At 70.9% G+C, this 26,066-nt stretch carries 24 protein-coding genes; 6 read left to right on the plus strand and 18 right to left on the minus strand.

The window, feature by feature from the left end:
- The first annotated feature begins 119 nt into the window (after positions 1–119).
- Positions 120–1,970: a glycoside hydrolase family 76 protein gene (locus J8403_RS07760; protein ID WP_211122511.1), complete on the plus strand. Its 1,851-nt coding sequence runs from the start codon at positions 120–122 to the stop codon at positions 1,968–1,970.
- 74 nt (positions 1,971–2,044) lie between these two features.
- The gene (locus tag J8403_RS07765) at positions 2,045–3,532 is read left to right on the plus strand and encodes a glycoside hydrolase family 43 protein (RefSeq protein WP_211122512.1); all 1,488 of its coding nucleotides are present in this window, start codon (positions 2,045–2,047) and stop codon (positions 3,530–3,532) included.
- Between the two features lie 17 nt (positions 3,533–3,549).
- On the opposite strand, the gene J8403_RS07770 is transcribed toward J8403_RS07765, so the two are convergent.
- Positions 3,550–4,188 carry a TetR/AcrR family transcriptional regulator gene (locus tag J8403_RS07770; protein ID WP_211122513.1) on the minus strand — a complete coding sequence of 213 codons (639 nt, stop codon included), beginning with the start codon at positions 4,186–4,188 and terminating at the stop codon, positions 3,550–3,552.
- A gap of 140 nt (positions 4,189–4,328) precedes the next feature.
- On the opposite strand from J8403_RS07770, the gene J8403_RS07775 reads away from it, so the two are divergent.
- Both J8403_RS07775 and J8403_RS07780 read left to right on the plus strand, forming a co-directional pair.
- The gene (locus J8403_RS07775) at positions 4,329–4,943 is read left to right on the plus strand and encodes an NIPSNAP family protein (protein ID WP_211122514.1); all 615 of its coding nucleotides are present in this window, start codon (positions 4,329–4,331) and stop codon (positions 4,941–4,943) included.
- Between the two features lie 90 nt (positions 4,944–5,033).
- Positions 5,034–5,981, plus strand: a complete 948-nt coding sequence (locus J8403_RS07780; RefSeq protein ID WP_246585751.1) for a LysR family transcriptional regulator — start codon at positions 5,034–5,036, stop codon at positions 5,979–5,981.
- An 87-nt stretch (positions 5,982–6,068) separates the two neighbouring features.
- Here the strand turns inward: J8403_RS07780 and melA are convergent, their stop codons facing one another.
- From melA to J8403_RS07830, 11 genes are all read right to left on the minus strand, one after another.
- On the minus strand, positions 6,069–7,379 hold the full coding sequence (gene melA, locus J8403_RS07785) for an alpha-glucosidase/alpha-galactosidase (RefSeq protein ID WP_211122516.1): 1,311 nt from the start codon (positions 7,377–7,379) through the stop codon (positions 6,069–6,071).
- On the minus strand, positions 7,376–8,332 hold the full coding sequence (locus J8403_RS07790; RefSeq protein ID WP_211122517.1) for a carbohydrate kinase family protein: 957 nt from the start codon (positions 8,330–8,332) through the stop codon (positions 7,376–7,378). The genes melA and J8403_RS07790 overlap by 4 nt, the downstream gene beginning before the upstream one ends.
- Before the next feature lie 46 nt (positions 8,333–8,378).
- Entirely contained in the window at positions 8,379–9,290 is a 912-nt protein-coding gene (locus J8403_RS07795) for a carbohydrate ABC transporter permease (RefSeq protein WP_211122518.1), read from the minus strand.
- Positions 9,287–10,237: a carbohydrate ABC transporter permease gene (locus J8403_RS07800; protein ID WP_211122519.1), complete on the minus strand. Its 951-nt coding sequence runs from the start codon at positions 10,235–10,237 to the stop codon at positions 9,287–9,289. The genes J8403_RS07795 and J8403_RS07800 overlap by 4 nt, the downstream gene beginning before the upstream one ends.
- Positions 10,238–10,247: 10 nt before the next feature.
- Complete coding sequence (locus J8403_RS07805) at positions 10,248–11,576, minus strand: ABC transporter substrate-binding protein (RefSeq protein ID WP_211122520.1); 1,329 nt, start codon at positions 11,574–11,576, stop codon at positions 10,248–10,250.
- A gap of 71 nt (positions 11,577–11,647) precedes the next feature.
- Positions 11,648–12,487: an endo alpha-1,4 polygalactosaminidase gene (locus tag J8403_RS07810; protein WP_211122521.1), complete on the minus strand. Its 840-nt coding sequence runs from the start codon at positions 12,485–12,487 to the stop codon at positions 11,648–11,650.
- Between the two features lie 305 nt (positions 12,488–12,792).
- A complete protein-coding gene (locus J8403_RS07815) occupies positions 12,793–13,404 on the minus strand; it encodes a DUF742 domain-containing protein (RefSeq protein ID WP_246585752.1) in 612 nt (203 codons plus the stop codon).
- Positions 13,405–13,420: 16 nt separating this feature from the next.
- Positions 13,421–13,870, minus strand: a complete 450-nt coding sequence (locus J8403_RS07820) for a roadblock/LC7 domain-containing protein (RefSeq protein ID WP_211122523.1) — start codon at positions 13,868–13,870, stop codon at positions 13,421–13,423.
- Between the two features lie 30 nt (positions 13,871–13,900).
- A complete protein-coding gene (locus tag J8403_RS07825) occupies positions 13,901–16,762 on the minus strand; it encodes a nitrate- and nitrite sensing domain-containing protein (protein WP_211122524.1) in 2,862 nt (953 codons plus the stop codon).
- Between the two features lie 144 nt (positions 16,763–16,906).
- Positions 16,907–16,993 carry an MFS transporter small subunit gene (locus J8403_RS44710; RefSeq protein ID WP_413116947.1) on the minus strand — a complete coding sequence of 29 codons (87 nt, stop codon included), beginning with the start codon at positions 16,991–16,993 and terminating at the stop codon, positions 16,907–16,909.
- 61 nt (positions 16,994–17,054) lie between these two features.
- Positions 17,055–18,443, minus strand: coding sequence for an L-lactate MFS transporter (locus tag J8403_RS07830; RefSeq protein ID WP_211122525.1), 1,389 nt, complete (start codon positions 18,441–18,443; stop codon positions 17,055–17,057).
- Positions 18,444–18,994: 551 nt separating this feature from the next.
- Between J8403_RS07830 and J8403_RS07835 the strand changes: the two genes are divergently transcribed.
- Positions 18,995–19,378 (plus strand): DUF485 domain-containing protein, encoded by a 384-nt coding sequence (locus tag J8403_RS07835; RefSeq protein ID WP_237517068.1) that lies wholly within the window; start codon positions 18,995–18,997, stop codon positions 19,376–19,378.
- Entirely contained in the window at positions 19,375–20,970 is a 1,596-nt protein-coding gene (locus J8403_RS07840; RefSeq protein ID WP_211122527.1) for a solute symporter family protein, read from the plus strand. Before J8403_RS07835 ends, J8403_RS07840 begins: the two co-directional genes overlap by 4 nt.
- A 39-nt stretch (positions 20,971–21,009) precedes the next feature.
- Here the strand turns inward: J8403_RS07840 and J8403_RS07845 are convergent, their stop codons facing one another.
- The 6 genes from J8403_RS07845 to J8403_RS07870 form a co-directional block, all read right to left on the minus strand.
- On the minus strand, positions 21,010–21,528 hold the full coding sequence (locus tag J8403_RS07845; protein WP_211122528.1) for a hypothetical protein: 519 nt from the start codon (positions 21,526–21,528) through the stop codon (positions 21,010–21,012).
- Positions 21,512–22,003 carry an RNA polymerase sigma factor gene (locus J8403_RS07850; RefSeq protein WP_059143301.1) on the minus strand — a complete coding sequence of 164 codons (492 nt, stop codon included), beginning with the start codon at positions 22,001–22,003 and terminating at the stop codon, positions 21,512–21,514. The genes J8403_RS07845 and J8403_RS07850 overlap by 17 nt, the downstream gene beginning before the upstream one ends.
- Before the next feature lie 85 nt (positions 22,004–22,088).
- Complete coding sequence (locus tag J8403_RS07855) at positions 22,089–22,700, minus strand: class F sortase (RefSeq protein WP_211122529.1); 612 nt, start codon at positions 22,698–22,700, stop codon at positions 22,089–22,091.
- Positions 22,697–23,107 (minus strand): Tat pathway signal sequence domain protein, encoded by a 411-nt coding sequence (locus tag J8403_RS07860; RefSeq protein WP_211122530.1) that lies wholly within the window; start codon positions 23,105–23,107, stop codon positions 22,697–22,699. Before J8403_RS07860 ends, J8403_RS07855 begins: the two co-directional genes overlap by 4 nt.
- Before the next feature lie 220 nt (positions 23,108–23,327).
- Positions 23,328–25,553: a catalase/peroxidase HPI gene (gene katG, locus J8403_RS07865; RefSeq protein ID WP_211122531.1), complete on the minus strand. Its 2,226-nt coding sequence runs from the start codon at positions 25,551–25,553 to the stop codon at positions 23,328–23,330.
- Between the two features lie 33 nt (positions 25,554–25,586).
- Positions 25,587–26,024: a Fur family transcriptional regulator gene (locus J8403_RS07870; RefSeq protein WP_211122532.1), complete on the minus strand. Its 438-nt coding sequence runs from the start codon at positions 26,022–26,024 to the stop codon at positions 25,587–25,589.
- Positions 26,025–26,066: the final 42 nt, after the last annotated feature.

Here is a 26,066-nt window from a genome sequence, read left to right on the forward strand (position 1 = left end):
CGCGGGCCCGCGCCGACGGGCCCGCACCCTCCGGCGGCCGCCGCTTCGCCCGGGCGGCCGCCATTTCTCTCCTCCCCCACGCTCATGCGCACGGCCCCCTACGGAAAGGCGGGTACGTCATGTCAGCGCGGCTCCACCGTGTCCTTCGCGGACTCCTGACCCTGGCCATCGCCCTGGCCGGACTGGTCCTCCTCCCCACCCCGTCCCGTGCCGCGACCCCCGTCTGCGCACTGGCATGCGACACCCTCGACCCCTCGAAGGCGCAGCGCGACACCTTCCCCGTACCGCAGGTGAACCTGAACGGCCGGATCCTGAAGCTGCATGTGTCCGACCCCGACAGCATGGCCTGGGCCGGCATCGACAACGGTGTGAACGGCGACTCGGTCTGGCTCGACCGCTCCTGGGACCGGGGCAAGACCTGGGACGGCCTGCTCGGCAAGGCGAGCATCCCCGGCACCTGGACCGGCACCCGCACCCTGATGTACAACCTCACCGACCCGGTGGGACACCGGCGCGGCTGGATCCGCGCCTGCGGTGACGCCGCCGGTGTCACCTGCACCGACTGGGCCTACCCGACGGTGTGCGACGGCACCTCCTGCGACGGCGCCGACCCCGCCACCGCGGCCGGCGACGACCGCCCGGTGCCGAACACCAGCCTCTTCGGGCGCACCATCAGCCTCCATGTCGACCAGAAGAACGCCATGGCGTGGGGCGTCATCGAAAGCGGTGGCGCGGGCGACGAGATCTGGCTCGACCGCTCCTGGGACAACGGCGCCACCTGGCCCGAGGGCTCCTCCCTCGGCCGTACGAGCGTGGCCCCGGGCAAGACCACGACGCGCACGGCCATGTTCGCCACCCGGGATCCGCGCGGGCTGATGTTCGGCGGCGCGGTCCGGGCCTGCGGCCGGGAAGCCGCCCACCAGGAGGGCGCCTGCACGGCCTGGGTGCGGCCCGCGCCGAGCCGGGCACGCGCCGCGGCGGACGCGCTGATGGCGTCGTACCAGACCTACGAGGGCTGGTGGCGCAGCAGTTGGTGGAACTCGGCCGTCGCGGTCACCTCGCTCATCGACTTCGCCCAGCGCACCGGGCGGCACGACTACGACTGGGCCATCGCCCGCACCTTCGAGCAGAACCGCGGCACCTTCCCGGCCGGGGTGCGCAGCTCCGACGCGGTGGAGGGCCATTTCATCAGCCGCGCCATCGACGACGCGGCCTGGTGGGGAGTGGCCTGGCTGGCCGCGTACGACCACACCCATGAGCGGCGCTATCTGGACGAGGCGGTCACCATCGCGGGTTACGTCCACCAGTACTGGGACACCGGCAGCTGCGGCGGCGGTGTGTGGTGGGACCGGGAGCGCACCTACAAGAACGCGGTGACCAACGGGCTCTACCTGTGGCTCACCACCGCACTGCACCAGCGGATCTCCGGCGACACCGTATGGGGCGACCGGGCGGCCACGGCCGCCACCTGGTACCAGCGCAGCGGGTTGATCAACGGCGCGGGCCTGGTCAACGACGGGCTGACCGGCGACTGCCGCAACAACGGCCAGACCGTGTGGAGTTACAACCAGGGCCTGGCCATCGGCGCCTTCACCCAGCTGTGGCGGTCCACCGGCAACGGCCAGTACCTGGACACCGCCCGCCGCCTGGCCGATGCCGCGATCACCTCGACGGCGCTGACCCGCGACGGCGTGCTCACCGAATCCTGCGACACCGGCACCAACACGTGCGACGACAACCAGAAGCAGTTCAAGGGCATCTTCATGCGCCACTTCGCCGACCTCGCGGACGCCACCGGATCGGCCACCTACCGGGCGTACATCACCAGGCAGGCCGACTCGATCTGGGCCACCGACCGCGACCCCCTCAACCGGCTCGGCCAGCGCTGGGCGGGCACCACCCCGAACCAGGCGGACTGGCGCACCCAGGCCGGCGCACTCGGCGCGCTGACGGCCGCGGACGGCCTGTGACCCGCCGCGCCGACACGGGGACCACCCGGCCCGGACCCCACCAGTGGTACGCACATCGACGCCAGGAGGCGCCCATGCACCCCCGCACCACCCGCCGCCACGCGGCACTGCTCACCGCCCTGCTGGCCATCGGGTGGGGCCTACTCTCCGCCCCACCCGCCGCCACCGCGGCCCCGTCCGCCGCCAAAGGAACACCGCACACCGCCGCCGCGACACCCCACACCGCCGCCGCGGGCACCTTCCGCAACCCCCTCAACACCGGCCCCGACCCGTATCTGACCGTCTGGAACGGCAACTACTACCTCACCACCACACAGGGCGACAGCATCCGGATGTGGCGCTCCTCCTCGCTCGGCACCCTGCTCGAAGCCGACCCCATCACCGTGTGGACGGACACCGACCCCTCCCGCGACCAGCACATCTGGGCACCGGAGTTCTACCGCTTCGGCGACCGCTGGTACCTCTACTACACCGCCGACGACGGGGTCGACGACCACCACAGGCTCTATGTGCTGGAGTCGGACCGCGACGACCCGGCCGGCCCCTACCACTTCAAGTCCCGGCTGACGCCGCCCAACCACGCCTCCGACTTCGCCATCGACCCCGGCATCCTCCAGCACAACGGGCGCCTCTACCTCGCCTACTCCGGCATCAACCAGTACCAGCACAACGGCATCAACATCGCCCCCCTGTCCAACCCCTACACCGTCTCCGGCAACGCCGTCGCCCTGAACGCGGCCGGTGGCTGCCCCGAGGTGCGCGAGGGCGCCGAATTCCTCTACCGCAACGGCCGCACCTGGATGACGTACTCCACCTGCGACACCGGCAAACCGGACTACCAGGTGTGGATGATGTCCCTGCCCTCCGGCGCCGACCCGCTCGTGCCCGGCAACTGGACCCAGCACTCCGGCGCGCGGTTCGCCCGCGCCGACGACCACGGCGTCTACGGCCCCGGCCACCACGCCTTCTTCCGCTCCCCCGACGGCACCGAGGACTGGATCGTCTACCACGCCAAGTCCACGTCGGTGAACACCTACAGCGACCGCACCACCCGCGCCCAGAAGATCACCTGGAACGCCGACGGCAGCCCCAACCTGGGCCGCCCGCTCGCCGCGGGCGCCACCCAGGACCTGCCGTCCGGCGACCCGGGAGCGGGCACCTACTGGATCAACGACGACGGCCGGTCCAGCGGCGACGGAAGCGCCACCTTCACCGGCTCCTGGAACTCGGGGACCGGCTGCGCCACCCAGTGCTTCTGGGGCGACGACCACTGGAGCGACCAGGCGGGCAACACCGCCACCTTCTCCTTCACCGGCACCCGGATCGCCCTGCTCTCGGTCCGCGACACCGGCAACGGCATCGCCGCCCTCAGCGTCGACGGCGGCCCCGAACAACGCCGGGACTTCTACGGCGCGATCCGCACCGGCGAGACCCTCCAGTACCTCAGCCCCCGGCTCCCCTACGGCCGGCACACCCTGCGCATCCGCGTGACCGGTGAGCACAACGCCCAGTCGGGAGCCTCGTTCGTGAGCGTGGACCGTGCGGAGGTGTACACCCGCTAGCACCGGACACTCCGGGGCTAAGGCGTCTCCGGCGCGTCGGCCGCCGGGACGAGCAGACCGTGCAGGGCGTACTCCACCAGCTTGCGCACCTCCTCGGGGGCCAGCGACTCATGCCCGGCCATCAGGCGGAACGCCGGCGCGCCCAGCAGCACGTCCGTGGCCGTCGCGGCGTCCACACCCCGCCTGGTCAGCCCCGCCTCGGCGGCCCGGGCCCAGTACGGCTCCAGGGCCGCCCTGCGGGGCGCCAGGAAGAACTCGTGGAAGTACGGCGCCGCCTGCGGCTCGGTCGCGCAGGCGGCCAGCAACTGGCCGAAGACGCCGCCTTCCGGACTGGTGTAGTAGGTCAGCAGGTCGGTCGCGAAGGTGACCAGATCCTCGACGGGACGGCCGGTGTCCGGGACCACCACCGCCTCGGCCGCATCCCGGCCGAACGCCTCCGCCATGATCGCCGCCTTGCAGGGCCAGTGCTTGTAGATGGTGGCCGTGCTCACCCCCGACCGGCCCGCGATGCGGTCGATGGTGACCCCGGCCGTGCCCACCTCGCGCATGAGCGCGCTGGTGGCGGTCAGCACCGCGTCATGCGCCCGGATGCTGCGCGGGCGCCGGGGACGGTCCTGAGTGCGGGGCGCACCGGGTGCGTCGGCGGTGGTGTCCACGGATGGCCTCCCTCTGCGGTTGCTCGCTTGCCCCCTGAAGTGAAGTGATGCTTCACTTTAGTTTCGGGAGACCGACGGCGCAAACCCGACCGCCGGAAACCCCCGCGAACCGCGACAAAGGAACGGTCAGGACGTCGACCATGCTCTATGAACTCGCCACCCTTTCGCTCAAGCTGCGCACGGTCCCGAAGGCGCTGTCCGCGCTGGAGACCTACACCACCAGCGACGCCACCGGCGGCCGGCTGCTCGGCTGCTGGGAGCCCGAACACGGCGTCATCGTCGGGCAGTTGCTCCTGCTGCGCGGCTTCGAGAACGCCGAGGAACTCACCGAGGAGCGCACCCGCGTACTCACCAGCGCCGACCCGTTCGGCATCGGGGAGCACCTGGCCGGCTTCCAGGTGGAGAGCTACGCCCCGTTCCCCTTCCTGCCCCCGGTCGAGCCGGGCCACTACGGCTCCGTGTACGAGTTCCGCACCTACCACCTCAAGGTCGGCGGCCTGGTGCCCACCATGGCCGGCTGGGAGGCCGCGGTGCCGGAGCGCACCCGGCTCCACCCGCTGACGACCGCCATGTACGGCCTGGACGGCGTCCCCCGTATCACCCACATCTGGCCGTTCCCCGACCTCAACGCCCGGCTGGAGATCCGCCGCGAGTCCTACGAACGCGGCATCTGGCCCCCGGAGAACGGCCCGGAGAACATCGCCCACGCCACCTCCACGATCGCCCTGCCCACCCCCATCTCCCCACTGGCCTGACCCCGTGGGCGGTTGCCGGGGCAGCCGCCGGAGCCGGGCGGAGATGACGCCCGGCGCAATCCCTCCGGGACATCCCTTACCGTGGCGCAGGTGGATCTCAACTTGCTCGTGGCGCTCGACGCGCTGCTGGAGGAGAACAGCGTGACCGCCGCGGCGGACCGGCTGCGCCTCTCGCCACCCGCCATGAGCCGGACGCTGGCCCGGATCCGGCGCGCGACCGGCGACGACATCCTGGTGCGCGCCGGCCGCACCATGGTCCCGACCCCGCGCGCGCTCGAACTGCGCGAGGAGACCCGCGAACTGGTCCGGCGGGCCACCGCCGTGCTCACCCCCGTACGCCGACTCGACCTGGCCCGCCTGAACCGGCACTTCACGGTGCGCGGTCATGACGCGCTGCTGGCGGCCCTCGCCGCCCCGCTGATCGCGAGGATCGGCGCCACGGCCCCGCACCTCCACCTGAGCCTGCTCGCCGAGTCCTCCGCCGACCGGCCCGACCTCATCCGGGGCCAGGTCGACCTGGAGATCGGCGCCAACGAGCCGGGGCGCCCGGAGATCTCCTCCGAGGTGGTGGGCAGCGACCGGATGGTCCTGGCCCTGCGGCGGGAGCATCCCCTCGCCAAGGGCAGGGTCGACATCGACAAGCTCCTCCGTATGACCTTCGTGACCGTCTCGCGCCGGGGCCGGCTGCACGACGCCGTCGACGACGCGCTTGCCGAACGCGGCCTGCGGAGGCGGGTGCTCGCGTCCCTGCCGACGAGCACCGCGGCGCTGGACGTGGTCTCCCGCTCGGACGCCGTGGCCGTCGTCGCCGAGCGGGTCTGCCGGCCCGCCTCGGCGCGGCTCGGCCTGGTCACCCGGCGGCTCCCACTGGAGCTGCCGCCGACCCAGGTGGTCGTCACCTGGCATCACCGGCACGACAGCGATCCCGCGCATGCGTGGCTGCGCGACCAGGTGCGGGACGTGCTCCGCGAGGCGACCGACGGCACGGCCGGGCGCCGGCCCGCGACCGGGCCCGGTGACCCGGCCGCATCCGCGTGACCCCGGGGCCCGGCGCGAGAGGTGCATGCGACCACGGATCGTCAGCCGCTTGGCACACTATTCCGATTCAGCGGTCTTCGGCGGCCGTCAGCTGCCGAGGGTGGCGCGCAGCCCGGGCTGCAGCCGTTCGGCGTGTGCGCGCACCATGTCGTCGCACAGCTCCCAGATCTGCTCGACGCGCAGGGCGGCGGCGGTCGCCGGGTCGGTCATGGCGGCGTGCCGGATGTGGCGCGGCTCGTCCTCCAGGGCGGCGCGCACCACGAGGTCGTTCATGCTGAGGTAGGTGCGGTTGAGCGCGGCGAGCTGCGGGGGCAGCGCTCCGGCCCGGGTCGGCTGGACACCGGACCGGTCGACCAGACACGGCACCTCGACCACGCCGTGGGCGGGGAGGTTCTCGATGAGGCCGTGGTTGGGCACATTGCCGTAGACGGTCCTGGGGGTGCCGGTCACCATCGAGTGGATGATCTGCGGGGCGTACTCCATGGTCCCCTCGACGTCGATGCAGGCACCGGCCGCGAGGTCGTCGCGGGTCCGCTCGTAGGCGGCGACGTTCTCGTCCACGATGCCGAGATAGGCGCCGATGGGCAGCCGCAGCCGCTCGATCTCGCTGTCGTGGTGCAGATACCAGGGCACATACTCGGAGGAGTGCTCGCTGGTCTCGGTCGGGTAGTGGCCGAGCCGCCGGTACATGTCGACGCGCACCCGGCGCCGCAGCTGCTCGTTCTCGGCGATCAGCGCGTCCAGCCGGGGGTACAGGTCGGTGCCGTCGTGCTCGAAACGGAGCACCCACGCCTGGTGGTTGACCCCGGCGGCGCGGTAGGTGATCTCGTCGAAGGGGACGTTCAGCAGGGCGCACAGGTCGTGCATGGTCCAGTACACCGAATGGCAGAGGCCGACCACCCGGGTCAGGCCGGTGGCCGCGGTGAGGTACTGCACGTTCATGGCCATCGGGTTGGTGTAGTTGAGCAGCCATGCCGCGGGGCATACGGCGGCGATGTCCTCGCCGAGCGCCTTGAGGAACGGGAAGGTGCGCAGGGCGCGGAAGATGCCGCCGACGCCGAGGGTGTCGCCGATGGTCTGCCGCACACCGTGGCGCGCGGGGATCTCGAAGTCGGTGCGGGTGGCCTCCCCCATGCCGATCTGGACGAGGTTGATGACGAAGTCGGCGCCGTCGAGTGCCGCGCGCCGGTCGGCGTGTGCGGTGATGTGCGCGTCGGCGCCCCGCCGCTCGGCGATGTACCGGGCGGCGGCCTCGGCGGTGGCCAGGCGTTCCGCGTCGATGTCGTGCAGGGCGATCCGCGCGGTCTTCAGCTCCGGGAAGGCGAAGAGGTCCGCCAGCAGGCCCTGGGTGAAGACGACGCTTCCGGCGCCGATCAGCACGATTTTGGGATTGGTCATGACGGGCTGTCTCCGTTGACGGTGAGGTGGGTGAGGGCTTCTTCCCAGGTGGGCTGGGCGGTGGTGCCGCCCGCGGCGCGGGTGGACAGCGCACCGCAGGCGGCGGCGAGGTCGAGTGCCTCGGCGATGGGCCGGCCCGCGAGCCGTGCGGCGAGGAAGCCCGCGTTGAAACTGTCGCCCGCGCCGACGGCGTCCTTTGGTGTCACGCGGATGCCGGCGGTGGTGAGCAGGGTCCGGCCGTCGTGGCACAGGGCGCCGTCCGCACCGTTCTTGACGGCCACCAGCGGCACCTGGTGCGCGAGGAGTTCGGCGGCGGCCGCGACGGATGTGCCGTCGGTGCCGGCCAGCCGGTGCGCCTCGGCGGCGTTGGGCAGCAGGATGTCGGTCCGGGCGAGCACGGGCGCCAGCGCCGCGCGGTCCCATCGGCCGGAGGGGTCGTCGTTGGTGTCGAGCGAGGTGGTGACGCCCGCCGCGCGGGCGGTGTCGAAGAGGCCCGGCAGATCGGCGGCGAGCCCCGGCAGCAGGAAGTAGGACGCGGCGTGGACGTGCCGGGCCGAGGTCAGCAGGTGCTCGGGCACATCGCGCCCCGAGGTCGCGGCGAGGGTGCCCGGCGCGGTGAGGATGGCCCGGTCCTCCCCGCGGGTCACGATGACGGTGAGCGGTGTCGGCAGGCTCGGGTCCAGGTGCAGCCCGCTGATGTCGACGCCTTGTGCCGCGAGGCGGTCGCGCATGTAGTGTCCGGCGCCGTCGTCCCCGACGCGTCCGGCGAAGGCCACCCGCAGCCCCAGCCGGGCGGCGCCGCACGCGGTGATCGCGGCGGAGCCGCCGAGGGTGAGCGCGCCGCTGTCGATGAGCTGTTCGCGCTGGCCGAAGGCGAGTGGGGTGGTGAGCGGTCCGACGATGACGTCCGGGTTGGCGTCCCCGATGACGAGCAGGTCGAAGGTGGGCGGCATACGGCTTCCTGACGAGTGGTGACGGAGGGGCGGTGCGGGGCGGTGGTCAGCCCTTGAGGCCGGTGGAGGTGATGGACCGGACGAAGGTCTTCTGGGCCGCGAGGAAAGCGAGCAGCACCGGCAGGACGGTGATGACGTTTCCCGCCATCACGGCCGACCACTGGGTGTGGTGCTGGCCCCGGAAGGTGGTCAGGCCCAGTTGGAGGGTGTAGTTGGCGTCGTGGTTCAGGGCGATGAGCGGCCACGACAGGTCGTTCCAGGTGGTGAGGAAGGTGAGGACGGCGACGGTGCTCAGCGCGGGGCGGGACAGCGGGACCACGATCTGGAACAGCACCCGCAGCCGCGAACACCCGTCGATCCAGGCGGCCTCCTCCAGTTCCCTGGGCAGGGAGAGGAAGAACTGCCGCAGCAGGAACACCGCGAACGGCGTCACCAGGGACGGCACGATCAGCGCCCCGAGGGTGTCGACGAGGCCCAGCTTCCGCATGACCAGAAAGGTCGGGATCATCGTCAGCTGGAATGGGATGGCCATGGTGGCCAGCATCAGGACCAGCAGCACCCGGGACCCGCCGAACCGCATCCGGGCGAAGGCGTAGCCGCCCAGCGTCCCCAGCAGCAGGTTCGACACGACCGCGACGGCCGAGACGATCAGGGAGTTGGCGAACCAGCGCGGGAACATCGCGTTGCCGAGGACGAAGCGGTAGCCGCCCAGATGGATCCCGGAGGGCCAGAGCGCCGGCGGGAACCGGTTGATCTCCGCGTCGCTCATCACGGAACTGAGCCCCAGCCAGATCAGCGGCACGGCGAAGAGCAGCGCCAGTGGCGCGAGCAGCAGATGCCACGGGCTGAACGGCAGCCGGAACCGGCGCCGTGGGCGGGCCACGGGCTCCCCGGTGGTCCGGCCGACCGGCCGGAGCCGGTCGGTGGCGCTCCCGGGGAGGTGGGACAGGTCCGTCATGACGTGGCTCCCTCGATGCGGCGGTCGTCGCGGCGCCGGACCAGCCGCAGCCCGGCGGCGACCACGAGCAGGGCGACGCCGAGGACGTAGGCCGCCGCGGCCCCGTATCCGGCGGTGAAGTTACGGAAGGCCTGCTCCCACACGAAGTAGACGATCACGGTGGTGGATCCGAGCGGACCGCCCTTCGTCGTCACGTACACCAGGTCGAAGACCTGCAGCGCGCTGATCGTCTGCCAGAGCAGCAGGAACACACTGACCGGCGCGATGGTGGGCAGGGTGACATGGCGCAGCACATGGCGGCGTTCCGCGCCGTCGAGGGTGGCGGCCTCGATGAGTTCCTTGGGTACGTCCTGGAGGGCGGCGAGGTAGATCACGACGCAGAAGCCGGTGCCGCTCCACAACGAGATGGCCACCAGGACCAGCAGGGCCTGGGCCGGATCGGACAGGAACCCCTGTGGGGAGAGCCCGAGCCGGTGCAGCAGCGCGTTGGCCGCGCCGAACTCCGGGTCGAGGATGAAGGAGAACAGGACGCCCTGGGCGGCGGCGGAGACCACGAACGGCACGAAGAGCAGGGTGCGGTACAGCCCGGAGAACCGGATGCGGCGGTTGAGGACCAGCGCGAGCGCCAGTCCCAGGCCGATGCTCAGCGGCACATACAGCGCGGTGTACACCAGGGTGTTGCGCACGGCCTGGGCGAACTGCGGATCGTCCGCGAGCTGGCGGTAGTTGTCCCAGCCCACCCAGACGCTCGGGGTGAGGAGGTCGCTGTACTGGAACGACAGCAGCAGCGACCACAGGACGGGGACGACGCTCAGGCCCAGGATGACCAGGACGGAGGGGAGGACGAACGCCCAGGCCGTCGCGGCCTCCCGGCGGCCCCTGCGGCGTGCGGGCCCGGCCGGTGTTCGCGGCGCCGGGCGGGTGATGGGGGTGGGCAGACGGGACATGTGTCGCTCCTCAACGCACCTTGGCCATGGCGGCGTTGGCTTCGTCCGCGCACCGCCGCAGCGCCTTCGCCGGGGTGCTCTTCCCGAGCAGGACGGCGGTGATGGCCTCGCCGAACGGCATGGAGATCTTGGGGTAGGCCCGGTCGACGGGCCGTACCCGCGCGGTCTGAAGCACCTCGGTGAACACCGAGAGACCGGGCACCTCGGCCGCGTGCTTCCGCCACTTCGGTCGGCGCTCGGCGGCCCGGCTCTGCGGCAGGCTGCCCGCCTCGGAGTCCCACTGGTAGGCCTGTTCGGGCTCCATGAGCCAGCCGATGAAGGTCCGGGCGGCCTTCAGCCGCGCGGAGCCGTTGTCGAACACGCTCCAGGTGTCGGGTCCTGAGATCGTCACCGACCGGCCGTGGAAGCCGGGCAGCGGGACGACGTGATAGTCGATCTTCGCCTGGCGGATGTCGGGCAGCTGCCAGGGGCCGGTGCCGACCATGCCCAGCCGGCCGGTGGCGAACGCCTGGTACATCTGCTCACCGCCGGGCTTGGGGTCGACGTAGACGCTGCGGTCCCGGGCGAGCGCGGCGAGCACATCGAGGGAGCGGACACCGGGTTCGCCCGCGAATCCGATCTCCCGCTTGCCCTTGGCGATGACCTCACCGCCCAGGTCCCAGATCATGGGCCACATCCGCCACACCGTGTCCTCGTCGCCCGCGCCGGGCCAGCCGGTGCCGAACGTGCCCTTGCCGCGGTCGGTGAGCTTCCGGGCCATGTCGATGAAGTCCTGCCAGGTCCAGCCCGGTGCGGGCAGCTCCAGCCGGGCCTCGCGGAAGAGCTTCTTGTTGCACACCACGGCGAGCGAGTCCAGCACCGCGGGCACCGCACGGACCACACCGTCGACCATGACGCCCTCCCGGGCGGCCGGCCAGTACTGGTTCCAGGGCACCGGCTGGGACTCCACGACCGATGTCATGTCCGCGAGCTGGGGACTTCTGGCGACGCTCGCCAGGTCGGAGCCGAAGATGTAGGCCACGTCGGGTGGCGACTGGGCGACGAGACCGGCCATCACCTTCTGCAGCATGTCGTCGGCCAGCACCCCGCCGCCGATGTCGACCCGTATCCCGGGGTGGCTTCGGTGGAAGGTGGCCACGAGCCGTTTGAACGCCTTCAGCGAGGGGCCGTTCTGCCCGTGCCACACCTCGATGTGGACGGTTCCGTCGGAGTCCACGCCCAGGCCGGTCCCGCATCCCGCCACCGCCGTACCCGCTGCCGCGGTGAGCGCCAGCGCGCCGCCACCGCGCAGGATGCCACGGCGCGAGGGCCCGCCCCGGCCGCTGCGGACCGCGTCCATGTCTGCCTCCAGAAGTTCGCTGGATATGTGGCCGCCGCGGTTCGCGGCGGCCACACCGTCCCCGGCCAGGACTACGGGCAGGTCTTGCGGACGTAGCCGTCCTCGCCCTTGGGCAGCACATCGCGGTCGCGCTGGACGACGCTCACCCGGTCGCCGTACTCGCAGGCGTTCTTCATCCCGGCGTTCGTGTACTCGATGAAGATGGCGTGGTCCCCGAACTCCGCCACGTAGTCGGCGCACTCGTTGTAATCGGGGTTGCCGCACTCCTCGGCGATGGCGAAGTCGAGGCCGTTGGCCGCGTGATTCCCGGCCAGCTCCACGGTGTTCTTCTGACCGACCGCAAGGCCCTTGCCGTGACCGTAGGCGGACAGCATCCGGATGTAGGTCTGGGCGTGCTCCTCGGTGATCCGGCCCTCGACGACATCACGGGTGAAGGTGTCGAAGTTGTCCAGCTCCAGCGCGTTGAAGCCCTTGGCGGCGCATTCGTCGATCTGGGCGTCGATCCTCTCCGCGATGCCCTCGCGCTTCTTCTCGGTGGTGATGTCGAGGATCGCCTCGTCCCAGTCCGTGTCGATGATGACGTCACCGTCGTCGTTCTTGAGCAGCAGGTCGGAGGGCCAGTCATCCGGGCCGCCGGGCTGGCCGGTCTTCTGCGTCTGGAAGGCGTTGACGTAACAGATGTTGTACAGACCGGGCGCCGGGGAGGCGCTGTGGTCACGGCTGACGACCCGCACCCCGGACGGCGGGGTGTACGCCCCGCCGATCTGGTAGTCGAAGCCGGCGTGGACCGGCGGAAGGGCGGCCGAGGTGGCCGAGGCGGGGGCGGGGGCGAGAACGCCGGCCGCGGCGGCCGCGGCGCATGCCACGGCGGCGCCCACAGTGGTACGGATGCGCGAACGGTTCAGGCTCATCGCTGAGAGCTCCATGATCCGTGGGCACGGCCCCGCCTCGGTCGCAGACAGCGACCTGGCGACTCGGGCCGGACTCGCGGCGGGGCCGCATACCGGCTGGGCGTACCTCTGTCGCCGAGCATTCGACATCGGCGTGCCAGGGAGTAAACCGATCAAACCGAGCCACGTCAAGAGCGTGAAACTGCTCAGTGTCGGCTCGGAACACGCACAAGCGATCAGCACGGAGGGGCGCCACGGCGGACATCACGCACAGATGCGGACATGCCGACGCGCGGGAACCCGTCGGTCCCCGCGCGCCGAACACACTAGATCCGCCGGAGTCCCACCAGCACTCTCTCCATCAGGGCGCGGTCCGGCGCGGCACCCTCCTCGGAGGCGGTCCGGTGCACGACGATCAGCCCGCGCTCGGCCAGGTCGCCGAGCAGGACCTTGGCCACCCCCAGCGGCACCAGGAGCATGGCCGCCACCTCGGCCACCGACCTCGGCTCCTGACACAGCGCGATCACCGGGCGGTGGTCGGCCTGCACGACGTCGGTGGAGCGGTGACCCAGCTCGGTGGTGGTCACCAGGGTCTCGACCTCGAAGTGGTGGTGGGACCTGGTCCGGCCGCCCGTCCATGAGTAGGCGCGCACGAGCGCGGCCGGGCCCTGGCTCTCGTCGTGCTCGGACTCCCAGGCAGCCGGCCCCTCGTCCTCCGGCGACGCCCTCGGGAAGGATCCCCCGGGCTCCTCGGGACGGCCGTCCCCGCCCTCACGGCGGGCCGGGGACTCCGGCGTGCCGTCGGACCGGGATGCCTTCCGCCCGCGTCGCCCTTTGCCGAAGCTGAAGGCGTTGAGCACGTCGGCGAAGGTCTGTTCGTCCTCCGCCCCCTGTTCTCTCCCAGGTCCCTGCCCGGAAGGGCCTTCACCGGTGCTCATCATCTCCCCGTCCGGCCTATTGGGCTGCTGTCCGCTTCACGCCCTGCAGGTTCAGCTGCTGCAGCTCAGCGCGGAGCTCCGGGGTCAGCATCTCGCCGACCTGGTCGACCAGTACGGTCATCTCGTAGGCCACCTGACCGATCTCGCAGTCCGGCGCCGCCAGCACCACGAGGCATGAGCCGTCCTCGATCGACATCAGGAGCATGTTCCCGAGCTCCATCTGGATGACCGAGGACCGCACATCACCGGTCATCAGGCACTGCGCGGCGCCCTGGATCAGGCTGATGGCCCCCGCGGCAATGGTGGCGACCTGCTCGGCCCGCTCGGCCGCCAGCCCGTCCGACGCGGTGAGCAACAGTCCGTCGGCCGAGACCACCACGGCGTGCGCCACATTGGGCACACGCTCGGTGAAATTGGTGACCAGCCATCCGAACTGGCTCACCTCCCGCAGCTGGGGTGAGGTCATGGGTTCTTCCTGTCCATCTTCGCTGAGACCTTATGTCTCGTCGCGTCCGTCGGGCTGACCCCGGCGGATGCCCGACTGGTAATTGCTGAGGAACGAATGGGTGCGGCCGGCGTTCCGCCGCGCGGATTCCTCGTCCCCGGCTCCACGCGGCTTCGGGCGCTCTTCGGTGGCGCGCGGCTTGGGCCGTTCCGTGCCCGGGCCCTGGCGCGGCACCCGCCGGGGCAGCCCGGCCTGCGTGGTTCCGCCCGCGTCCGCGGCGCCCGGCCGCTCGTGGACGATCTGGCCGGAGTCATCGGCGGCGTCCGGCCGGCTCTCGCCGCCGGGCGCGGGCGCGGCGGGAACGGGCCGCCGGGGGAGCTCGGACGCCGGGAGGCCCGCCGGCTTCCGGCTCTCGGCCCGCTCCTCGGCCGGGGGGCCCGCCGGGGCCGACTCGGCCTCGGCCGACGCGAACCACGGCGAGGGGGCGTCGCCTTGAGCGGCCGGACGCGAACGCCGCGGTGGCAGCGGGGGCTGTCCCGGCGGCGGTACGGCACGGCGGTCGGCGGGGGCGTTGCCGTTCCCCGGCCCGTTGCCGGGCCCGTCGCCGTTGCCGAGGGCGGCCGCCTTCCCCGGGGCGTCCTCGCCGGCCGCGGCGGGCCGGCCGGCCTTGGCGGGTGGTATCCGGCGCGGCAGTCCACCGGGCTGCGAGGCGTCCACGAACGCCCGGGAGCCGCTGGGGCGGGTCGGCAGGGAGCGGCCCGTGTCGCCGGAGCCGACCGAGGAGTCCCCGGCACTCAGCGAGCGGGCGCCGTCGGTCGCGCGGCGCGGCAGCGGCGCCGCCGGGGCCGCGCCGGTCTCCCGGCGAGTGCCCACCGGCTCGGCCGACTTGGAGCTCCGCCGGACGGGCAGGGAGCTCTCCCGGCCCGCGAGGGCGGGCTTGTCCCCGAGCATCAGCCTGGCCGGGACCAGCACACCCGCGCGCAGCCCACCGCCGGTGTCGCGCTCGGAGATCAGCTCCACGGTGACGCCGTGGCGACGGGCCAGGCGGCCGACGACGGTCAAGCCCATCTGCCGGGACGTAGGTACCTCCACGGATACGTCCCCCGCTACGCGCCGATGAGCCTTGGCCAATTCGGCCCCGCTCATCCCGAATCCCTCGTCGCGGACCTCGATCAGTGCGGAACCGTCCAGGCGCAGTGTATTGCTGACGACCACTTGGGTCTCCGGCGGGGAGAACGCGGTGGCGTTGTCCAGCAGCTCAGCGATCATTCGCGCCAGGTCACCGGCAGCGTACCCGATCACTTCGGCGTCGTGAACGGGCTCCACCACCACCCGCCGGTAGTGCTCGATCTCGGAGACCGAGGCCCGCAGCACATTGTCGAGCGGCACCCGCTGCTCGGAGGGGCGGACCGGGGTGCTGCCGCACAGGACCATGAGGTTCTCGTTGTTGCGCCGCATCCGGGTCGCCAGGTGGTCCAGCTTGAAGAAGCTGGCCAGCTGGTCCGGGTCCTCTTCGTGCAGTTCGAGCTGTTCCATCAGCCGCAGCAGCCGGTCCACCAGGCTCTGGCTGCGCCGGGAGAGGTTGACCAGGGTGTCGCGCAGGTCGCCGCGGAGCGCGGCCTGTTCGGCGGCCAGCCGTACGGCCTGGCCGTGCACCGCGTCGAAGGCCCGCGCGAGCTGTCCGAACTCCTCGGTGGTGTGGACGGGCACGGCGCTGATCGAGGTGGTCGCCATCTCGCCCTCGCGGATGCTCGACACCGCTTCGGGCAGCCGGCGCTCGGCCACGTCGAGCGCGGTGGAGCGCAGCACGGTCAGCGACCGCAGCAGATGCCGGGCGATGGCGATACCGATGGCGAAGGCGAGCAGGAGCACCGCGAAGAGCAGCACGGACTCCGCACCGGCCCGGTCGCTCGTCTCGTCCTGCAGCTTGGCGGAGGTCACCCGGAGCCGGTCGGCAAGCCGCTTCTCCACGGTGTTGATGAGGGTGCCGGTCGCCTCCGAACTGCGGTTCCAGTCGCGGACGGCGAACGGCGCGCCGTCGGCGGTGTTCTGCCCGGCGCTCTGCGACCCCGTCCGGGACAGCACGCCGTCCAGCAGCCGGGCGCGCCGCTGGACCTCCGGGCCGGTGACCGTCCGCTGGTAGGCGCGCTGGTCCCCCTTGGTGGCCACGGCGCGGAAGTCGCTCAGCTTGTCCCGCATGCGGATGTCGGACTCCTGGAGCGCCCTGATGTGCTTGGGGTCCGAAAGCGTGCCGGGGTCGGACGCCTCCATGACGATCACGTGCTGGAGGTGGACCTGTTCCTGGGCCAGCTCCAGGTCGTACAGCGCGGTGGCCGGTCCGGAGAGCTGGGGTTCACCGAACCGGCTGCCCAGCGCCTGGTCCAGGTCGAGCAGACCGTTGATGATCTTGCTGTACTCGGTCAACGCGGTCCACGAGCCGATGTCCGTGGACGTCACCTGCTTGCGCAGCGCGGGCAGTCCGTCCAGCAGCTTGAACGCGTCGCGATAGCGGTTGGCCGAAACCCCTTCGAGGCCCTGTGCCCGCTTGGTGGTGTGTGCGACGGCGGCCTGCGCGCGGTCGACGCGCTGGTTCTGCTGCCGGAGCATGGCCGGATCGGCGGAGGCGTGGTCCCCTCTCAGCCGCTCGGCCGACATCGTCCGTTCCATCTGCAGATCGCTGATCAACGGCATCAGCCCAGCGCGCAGTCTGACCAGCCGCTGCACGTCCGCGTAGGTGTTCGCGCGCTGGACGTCGCGTTGGATCTGCACGACGCCCAAGGCGACGGCGAGCAGAGCGGGCACCACCAGAACGGCACCCAGCTTCACGGGCAGCCGCCAGTTGCGCCATTCCACGACGCCGGCCCACCACGACGGTGAGCGATCGCGCGCGGCCGCATGCCTGCCCGGGGTCATGAGGCGCGCTCCGCGCTCGGACCGGCTTGCCCACAGGGATGTATCACGATGCCGTTTCTCCTGGGATTTCCCCGGCTGGGGAAAGTCGAACGCCCGGCAGCGCGCCGGTACATCGCTTGCGGCGATGCGCCGGCGCGCCTGCCTTTACTCGAACAACTTGCTGCTCTTCTCGGCCAGTTGGTAAAGACCGTACAGAAACGGCACAGCCACCCACAGCCATGCCACGACCATGACCACGGGAGAACCCGTCCTGGCCACGTCCGGCGAAGGGCTGTCTGCGTCAGTCACCGGCTTACCGCCTCTCTACCGGAAGGGGGTCGGGGGTGTCCTCCGGGGACGCCGGCTCCGCGCTGGCCGCCGGCTCAGGTTCATGGAACTTCGGATTCACCGGACGCACCAGTTCGTTCGCGATGAAACCGATGACAAGCAGCCCCATCATGAGAGTGAACGAAAAGGTGTAGAGGGCCGGGCCGGTGTCCCCGGACTCATGCGCGGAGTCCGCGATGGAGTCCACGATGAGCGGTCCGGCGACTCCGGCGACCGACCACGCGGTCAGCAGCCGGCCGTGGATCGCGCCGACCTGGTAGGTGCCGAAGAGATCCTTGAGGTAGGCCGGAACGGTGGCGAATCCACCGCCGTAGAACGACAGGATCACCATGGTCGAGGCGACGAACAGCGCGGTGCTGCTGTCCTTTTCGAGCATGATCGTCAGGTACAGCAGGGCACCGGCGCCCAGGTACAGGCGGTAGATGTTCTTCCGGCCGACCACGTCGGAGACCGAGGACCACACGAAGCGTCCGGCCATGTTGGCCAGGGACAGCAGCGCGACGAAGCCGGTGGCGGCGCTCGCGCTCACCGGACTGTCCGTGTCCTGGAAGAAGTCCTGGATCATCGGGGCGGCCTTCTCCAGGATCCCGATACCAGCAGTAACGTTCATGCACAGCACGACCCAGAGCAGCCAGAACTGGGGCGTGCGCACCGCGTTCCTCGCCGAGACGTTCGCGGTGGTGACCAGCGGCTTGGCCGCGTCGTCGCTCGGCGTCCAGCCGGCCGGCCGCCAGCCCTCGGGCGGCACCCGCACCAGCACCACGCCCAGCGACATGAAGGCGGCGTAGGCCAGGCCGTGCACCAGGAAGGTCTTCGCGATGCCGCTGGTGTCGCTGCCGAACGCCCCCAGCATCTCCGTGGACCAGGGGGAGGCGATCAGCGCGCCGCCGCCGAAACCCATGATCGCCGTACCGGTGGCCATGCCCGGCCGGTCCGGAAACCACTTCATCAAGGTGGACACCGGGGCGATGTACCCGATGCCGAGCCCGACCCCGCCAATGCCGCCGTACCCGAGAACGACCAGCCAGTAATTGCGCGTGGCGACACCGAGGGCGGCGACCAGGAAGCCGGTGGAAAAGGCCACGAGCGAGACGAACATGGCCCAGCGCGGGCCTTTTCTCTCGACCAGCGTTCCCCCGAACGCGGCGGAGAGCCCGAGCACCAGAATGCCGATCTGGAACGGGAGGGCGCTAGCCGTCCCGGAGATGTCTAGGGAATCTTCCAGAGGTATCTTAAAGACGCTCCAGGCGTACGCCTGGCCGATGGAGAAGTGGATCGCGAGCGCCGCCGGCGGAATCAGCCAACGATTCCAGCCCGGCCCTGCGATGATGCGAGAGCGATCGAGGAAACCCACAGATCAACCTACCTCCGGCTTCTTGAGAGCACCCCCGCGGACTGCATTTCCGAACCCATCCAAACACCTCGGGGGAGGCAGTGGCGAGCGCGGGGCTGCCGTCATATGCCAGCGGCAGACTCACTGCACAGCGGCACGCTCACAGCACTCATGCTCACGCACGATGGGACGTTCCACCCGAGGTGAGGTTCTACCAGTGGCGACACTTGGGACACAACGCCGGGTCCCGAAATGTCCTCAAGGCGCAACCCTGGGCAGCCGCCGCCAACCTGACACCAAGTCAAAATGGACAACACGGGAAGGAGAGACAAAGTATTGGTTCAGCGACCACTCCCGCCATATTCGAGATGGCGCCGAAGCCCGCCGCATACCATGACACCCGCCCACCTGCACCGCTGAGAGCGGGGGGCGGCGTTGACTGCGTCCGGCACCTCACTACACTTGCGGCGTCAAGGGCCCGCCGGTCGCCCCTCACCATCTATCGCTCGAGCGCGGGCGCTCCGAACCGACGCCTCGTCAGAAATACCCCGGAGAAAACCATGAATACATCGGTGCGACCGCCCGCTTCCTTGCCATCCGAGCGGGCCACCGGAACGGGGTTCGCCGATCGCGGTGCCGACATCGGGGAGCCCGATTTCGAGGCGATTCAGCAGAGCCCGGAGTTCAAACTTCTCCGCAGGAGACTGCTCTGGTTCATCTTCCCGATGAGCGCCTTCTTCTTGTGCTGGTACATGACCTTCGTGCTCTTCTCCGCCTACGACCACGACTTCATGAGCCGCAAGCTGTTCGGCGCGGTCAACACCGGCACCGTCTTCGGCCTGCTGCAGTTCGTGACGACGATGGCGATCGTCCTGATGTACCGGCGCTTCGCGCGCAAGAAACTTGACCCGCAGGTGGACACGATCCACGAGCTGGCGGGAGTCGGCAAGGAATGACATTGCAGATCGCAGCCCGCACGACCGGCAGCCCGATAATCAACCTGAGCGTCTTCTTCGCTTTCGTCATCATCACGCTGTTCGTCGTCTACAAGGCCACCAACAGAAACTCGACGACCTCCGACTACTACGCCGCGGGCAGTGCCTTCACCGGCGTCCAGAACGGCATCGCCCTGTCCGGCGACTTCCTCTCCGCGGCCTCGTTCCTCGGCATCTCGGGGGCGATCGCCGTCCACGGCTACGACGGGTTCCTCTACTCCGTGGGCTGGCTCGTGGCCTGGCTGGTCGCCCTCCTGCTCGTCGGGGAGCGGCTGCGCAACACCGGGCGGTTCACGGTCGGCGATGTGATGGCCTACCGCATGAAGCAGCGCCCGGTGCGCGCGGCGGCGGCCAACTCCACCCTGGTGATCACGTTCTTCTACATGCTCGCCCAGATGGCCGGCGCGGGTGGTCTGATCGCCCTGCTGCTCAATGTGAACAGCAAGAGCGGGCAGGCCCTCATCATCACCGGCGTCGGCCTCGTCATGGTCTTCTACGTGCTGGTGGGCGGCATGAAGGGCACGACCTGGGTGCAGATCATCAAGGCGGGCCTGCTGCTGATCTGCGTGACCTTCATGAGCGTGTTCCTGCTCGGCAAGTTCGGGTTCAGCTTCTCGGCGATCCTCGACCAGGCGGCGCAGAACAGCCCGCTGGGCGGGGAGCTGCTCAACCCCGGTGGCTGGTACGGCGAGAACTCGATGACCAAGCTCGACTTCGTCTCGCTCTCCCTGTCGCTGGTCCTCGGCATCTCCAGCCTGCCGCACGTGCTGATGCGGTTCTACACCGTGCCCGACGCCAAGGAGGCCCGGCGTTCGGTGGTCTGGTGCTCCTGGTCGATGTTCATCTTCTATCTGTCGATCCTGATCGTCGGGTACGGCGCCACCGCGCTGGTCGGCTCGGACCGGATCGTGAGCGCCCCGGGCGGTGAGAACTCCGCCGCTCCCCTGCTCGCCTTCGAGATCGGCGGCGCGATGCTGCTGGGCGTCGTCTCCGCGGTGGCCTTCGCGACGATCCTCGCGGTGGTGGCCGGGCTGACCCTGGCCGCCTCGGCCTCGTTCGCCCATGACGTGTACGCCAACGTGATCCGCGACGGCAAGGCCGACCCGCGCTCGGAGATCCGGGTCGCGCGGCTGACGGCGCTCGTGATCGGTTTCATGGCCATCCTCGGCGGCATCGTCACCAACGGCCAGAACGTGGCCTTCCTGGTGTCCTTGGCGCTGGCGCTCGCCGCGTCCGCCAATCTGCCGACGATCCTCTACACGCTGTTCTGGAAGCGGTTCAACACGACCGGGACGCTGTGGAGCATCTACGGCGGTCTGGGGTCCGGCCTGGTGCTCATCATCTTCTCGCCGGCGATCTCGGGCAGCTCCACGTCCGTCATCAAGGGCATGGACTTCCACTGGTTCCCCCTCACCAACCCCGGCCTGGTGTCGATTCCGCTCTCCTTCCTCTGCGGATTCCTCGGCACGGTCTTCAGCAAGGAGTCCTCGGACTCCAAGAAGCAGGCGGAGATGGAAGTCCGGTCGCTGACCGGGATCGGCTCGAAGGCGTAAGCCGGACGGACCGCTGCGGGCGGCCCCGAGCGGGGCCGCCTACGACCGGCGGATGGGGCCGGGGGCGGGGAGGGCGCCCCTCCGGCGCTCCGACGGTTCGACCCGCGCCGAGGAGCTCGGTGCGGTCGACCGCCCGCGCAGGGGCACGTCCCCGCTGTCCCGGGGGCCGGCCGTCTCGCCCCGGGGCCCGCGCGTGGCGCGCTGGCTGGGGGTCTTGGACGGCGCCGACGGAGTGGGCGACGCGGAGGGACGATCGGCGGGCGCCGACGGGAGCGGGGGCGTCGTACGGCCCGTCGCGGGCGGCGGGGCGAGCGGCACCGTCGGGCGCGCGGGTGCCTCCGGCGCCGCCAGACGCAGCGGCAGCGCGATGAGGGCGGCGACGGCGCAGGACACTCCGACCCCGGCCGCGGTGCGCAGCAGCCGGCGGCGGGCCGCGGCGCGGCGGATCGCCTCGTACCGGCCGGGGGGCGGGCCGAGGTAGTCGGGGGCGGGCCGCAGGATCACCGCGAGGGGGTCGTCGGGTTCCAGCTCCGGGCCGTCGTCAAAGTGTGGGGTCAAGGCTTCTCCTCAGGTGGACGCGGAGCAGTTCTCTGGCCGCGTGGAGGTCGGCCTTGACGGTTCCTTCCTTGCGCCCGGTCAGTACGGACACCTCCCGGATCGGCATGTCAGCGTAGTAGTGCAGCAGGATCGGCACGCGCAGCCGTTCCGGCAGCGACTGTACGAGCAGGCGTACCGACGGGTCGGACTGTTCGGCGTGCGGGCGGAGGGCGGCTTCGGAGGTGACCCGGCGCATGGCCTTGCGCTCGCGCTCCATCTTGCGCCAGTGGTCCCGGACGAGATTGGCCGCGGTGACGTAGAGGAAGCCACGGGGCTCCTCCACGGACGTCCAGCGGGCCCAGAGCCGGGTGAACGCCTCGGAGGCGATCTCATGGGCCGTCTCGTCGTCGTCGACGAGCCGGCGGCACCAGCCGGCGAGGCGTGGGTAGAGGGCGGCGAACAGCTCGGACGCCGCCCTGTCACGGGACCGTTTCAACGCGCTCCATGGTCGTGATGGCACTCGGAGGGGAAGACCCCGGGCCGCCGGTGTGGGTTCCGTGGGCCCGGGATCCAGGGGTGGGTCAGGAGCCGGCGGAGGTCAGCGCGGCGAAGGCGATCACGTTGTCGAGGTAGCCGTCGCCGGAACGCGGGCCGCCACAGGTGATCAGCCGCAACTCCGGGCGGTCCACGTCCCCGTAGACCTCGTCCGCCGGGAAGTCCGCCTTGGCCACCGTCCGTACGGCGGTGATGGCGAACTCCGCCGCCGTGCCGTTCTCCAGGCGCGCCACGACCCGGTCGCCCCGGCGCAGCCGCGCGAGACGACGGAAGACCCCGTCACCGTAGGCGCCGACCGTGACATGGCCGAGGATGACCGACGGGCCGACCTGCCCCGGTGTCGGGGAGTACCGGTACCAGCCCGCCTGGTCGTGCTCCGTGACCGGCGGCACCCGCACACTTCCGTCCGGCGCCAGCCCCAGCCCCATGACCGGGGTGTCGACGTCGATGGCCGGGATCCGCAGCCGGACCGGGACCGAACGCCCCAGGGGACGCGCCGTCTTCACGGGGGTCGAAGGCGGTGGCGTGCTCCCGGAACCGGGTCCGGCCGTGGTCTGCCGGGCCGGGTGGCCGCCGCAGCCCACGAGCAGCGAGGCCATCGCCGCCGTGGTGAACGCGCGCCTGGAGAACGGGGTCATGCCCCGGTCGCCCGCCGGCGACGGACGACGAAGACCGCCGCGCCGCCCGCGACGAGCGCCGCGGCGGCGCCCCCGCCGATCAGTTGGCCCTCGGCCCCGGAGCCGGAGGACTCGGCCGTGACGCCGGTGTTGGGCGCGCCCCTCGGGATGACGCCGACCTGGCCGCGGTCGCGCGTCTTGGTCGGCTCCTCCTTCGGGGCCGGGGTGGCGGCGCCCGGCCGGGTCCGCTGCTGGCTCGGGACCGGGCTGGCGGCCGGGCCGCGGGCGGGCGCCGCGCTCTGGGCGGGGGCCGCGGCGGACGAGGGGTCGCGGGGGGCCGGGGTCTTCTCGTCGGCGAACGCGGGCGCGGTGCTCACCAGGACGGCGGCGCACGCGAGTGTCATCGCGCTGAGGACAGTTCGGCGCATGAATCGCTCTCTTTCGTCGGTCCGCCCGCCAACTCGGCGGGCGGGTTACGGATCGAGCGGAGAGACGAGGCAGCGGCGCGACGCGTTGTAAAGAGCCGGCAAAGTGTGTCGGCCGGCCCTGTTCGGGCCGGACGCCGGACGGAAGCCCGGGCTGAACTTCGGGCGCCAAAAGGTCCAGGCCGGCCCGTGGGGGCCGGCCTGGACGTCGTGCTCAGATGTGTCAGACGAGGTCGAACCGGTCGAGGTTGGAGACCTTGACCCAGGCGGCGACGAAGTCCTTCACGAACTTCTCCTTGGCGTCATCGCTCGCGTAGACCTCGGCGAGCGCCCGCAGCTCGGAGTTGGAGCCGAAGACCAGGTCGGCCCGGGTGCCGGTCCACTTGACCGCACCGGTGGCGTCGCGGCCCTCGAAGGTGCTCTGGTCCTCCGAGGTGGCCTTCCACGTCGTGCCCATGTCGAGCAGGTTGACGAAGAAGTCGTTGGTCAGCACCCCGGGCGTCTCGGTGAGGACACCGGCCGACGACTGCTGGTAGTTGGCGCCCAGCACCCGCAGGCCGCCGACGAGGGCGGTCATCTCCGGAGCGCTCAGGGTCAGCAGGTTGGCCCGGTCGAGCAGCAGGTACTCGGCGGGGAGCCGGTTGCCCTTGCCGACGTAGTTGCGGAACCCGTCGGAGGTGGGCTCCAGCGCCGCGAAGGACTCCGCGTCGGTCTGCTCCTCGGTCGCGTCGACACGGCCCGGGGTGAAGGGCACCTCGATGTCGTATCCGGCGTCCTTGGCGGCCTTCTCCACGGCGGCCGCACCGCCGAGGACGATCAGGTCGGCCAGCGACACCTTCTTCGCACCGGAACCGGCGTTGAACTCCTGCTGGACGCCCTCGATGGCGCGCAGCACGGTGGCGAGCTCACCGGGCTCGTTGACCTCCCAGTCGCGCTGCGGCTCGAGGCGGATGCGCGCGCCGTTGGCGCCGCCGCGCTTGTCGCTGCCGCGGTAGGTCGAGGCCGACGCCCATGCGGTGGAGACCAGCTGGGCGACGCTCACGCCCGCGTCGAGGAGCTTGGCCTTGAGGGCCGTGATGTCCGCGGCGTCGATGACCTCGCCCTCGGCCTCCGGCAGCGGGTCCTGCCACAGCAGGGTCTCCGCCGGGACCTCCGGGCCCAGGTACAGCGACTTGGGGCCCATGTCGCGGTGGGTCAGCTTGAACCAGGCGCGGGCGAAGGCGTCCGCGAACTGGTCCGGGTTCTCGTAGAACCGGCGGGAGATGGGCTCGTAGACCGGGTCGAAGCGCAGCGCCAGGTCGGTGGTGAGCATGTTCGGGGCGATCTTCTTCGAGGAGTCGTGGGCGTGCGGCACCGTACCCTCGCCCGCGCCCTCCTTCGGCCGCCACTGGTGGGCGCCGGCCGGGCTCTTGGTCAGCTCCCACTCGTAGCCGAAGAGGTTCTCGAAGAAGTTGTTGCTCCACTGGGTGGGCGTGGTGGTCCAGGTGACCTCGAGACCCGAGGTGATGGCGTCCGCGCCCTTGCCGGTGCCGTAGGTGTTCCGCCAGCCCAGGCCCTGCTCCTCGATGGTGGCGGCCTCGGGGTCCGCGCCGACGTGGTCGGCCGGGCCCGCGCCGTGGGTCTTGCCGAAGGTGTGGCCGCCCGCGATCAGCGCGACCGTCTCCTCGTCGTTCATCGCCATCCGGCGGAACGTCTCGCGGATGTCGCGGGCCGCCGCGATCGGGTCCGGGTTTCCGTTCGGGCCCTCCGGGTTGACGTAGATCAGACCCATCTGCACGGCGCCGAGCGGGTTCTCCAGCTCACGGTCGCCGGTGTAGCGCTCGTCCCCGAGCCAGGTGCTCTCCGGGCCCCAGTACACGTCCTCCTCGGACTCCCAGACGTCCTCGCGGCCGCCGCCGAAGCCGAAGGTGGTGAAGCCCATGGACTCCAGGGCGACATTGCCGGTGAGGATCATCAGGTCGGCCCAGGACAGGGCCTGTCCGTACTTCTTCTTCACGGGCCACAGCAGACGGCGCGCCTTGTCCAGGTTGCCGTTGTCCGGCCAGCTGTTGAGTGGGGCGAAGCGCTGCTGACCGGCGCCCGCGCCACCGCGGCCGTCGCTGATCCGGTAGGTGCCGGCGCTGTGCCACGCCATACGGATCATGAACGGGCCGTAGTGGCCGAAGTCCGCCGGCCACCAGTCCTGCGAGGTGGTCAGCACCTCGGCGATGTCCTGCTTCACCGCGGCGAGGTCAAGCCCCTGGAACGCCTCCGCGTAGTCGAACCCCTCGTCCAGGGGGTTCGCCACGGCCGGGTTCTTGGCAAGGATCTTCAGATTGAGCCGCTCCGGCCACCACTGACGGTTGCCGCCCCCCTGAGTCGGATGCGGAGCGCGCTCGTGCGCGACCGGGCAGCCCCCCGCCTCCTCCGTCTTCGCGTCTACGACGATTGCCTCATGGTTCTCGGACATGGGAATCCTTCCAAGCTGGGCGGATCATGGTGCTCAGGAACTCGTGGCGGTGGAACAGTCGGAGCACAGGCCCCAGTAGATGACTTCGGCCTCGTCGATCGAGAAGCCGTGGTCGTCGGACGCGGTCAGGCAGGGCGCCTCACCGGCGGCACAGTCGACGTCGGCGACGGCACCACACGACCGGCACACGACGTGGTGGTGGTTGTCGCCGACGCGTCCCTCGAACCGGACGGGGTGGCCGGCCGGTTCGATGCGGCGTACGAGGCCCGCCGCGGTCATCGCGTGAAGGGCCTCGTACACGGCCTGCAGGGAGATGTGGCCGACGCGATCGCGTACCCCGGAGGCGATCGCCTCGACACCGAGGTGGTCACCGTCCCGGACGGTTTCGAGCAGCGCGACACGGGCGGCCGTCACCCGCAGGCCGGCACCGCGCAGCTCCTCGGCAGTGGTCGGAGTCTGGGATGCGGTCATGACGCCAGAACCTACCCGCATAAACGCGAACGCTACAAGGAA

It is taken from the genome of Streptomyces yatensis, assembly GCF_018069625.1.
GTDB classification, from domain to species: Bacteria; Actinomycetota; Actinomycetes; order Streptomycetales; family Streptomycetaceae; genus Streptomyces; species Streptomyces yatensis.